The organism is Vallitalea maricola (genome assembly GCF_036985595.1).
Classification (GTDB): Bacteria; Bacillota; Clostridia; order Lachnospirales; family Vallitaleaceae; genus Vallitalea; species Vallitalea maricola.
Genome location: NZ_BTPU01000294.1, coordinates 1 through 284 on the forward strand (window position 1 = coordinate 1; position 284 = coordinate 284).

General features: G+C 27.1%; 1 protein-coding gene. It reads left to right on the forward strand.

What is annotated here, in order from left to right:
* On the forward strand, positions 1-284 hold a 284-nt coding region (locus AACQ14_RS24145; RefSeq protein ID WP_339366081.1), incomplete at both ends, for a DUF3492 domain-containing protein.

Consider the following 284-nt stretch of genomic DNA (forward strand, 5'->3'; position numbering starts at 1 on the left):
AAAAGAACATGGTATCTATTCAAGGGAAAGGGAAGAAGAAATAATAAAGGCTAGTTGGGTAAAAGGATATCTAAAAGATATATGGATTGATTTTTTTAATTTATTGGGTAATTGCTCTTATGACTGTGCTTGTAGTGTAGTTAGTTTATTCGAAAAAAACAGACAAATTGAGATAGATATTGGTTGTGATGAAGGAAAAACAATGATTATTCATAATGGTATTAATGTAAATAAATATAAAGATATAACTCTAAAACAACAGAATGACGAATTCGTAAATATAG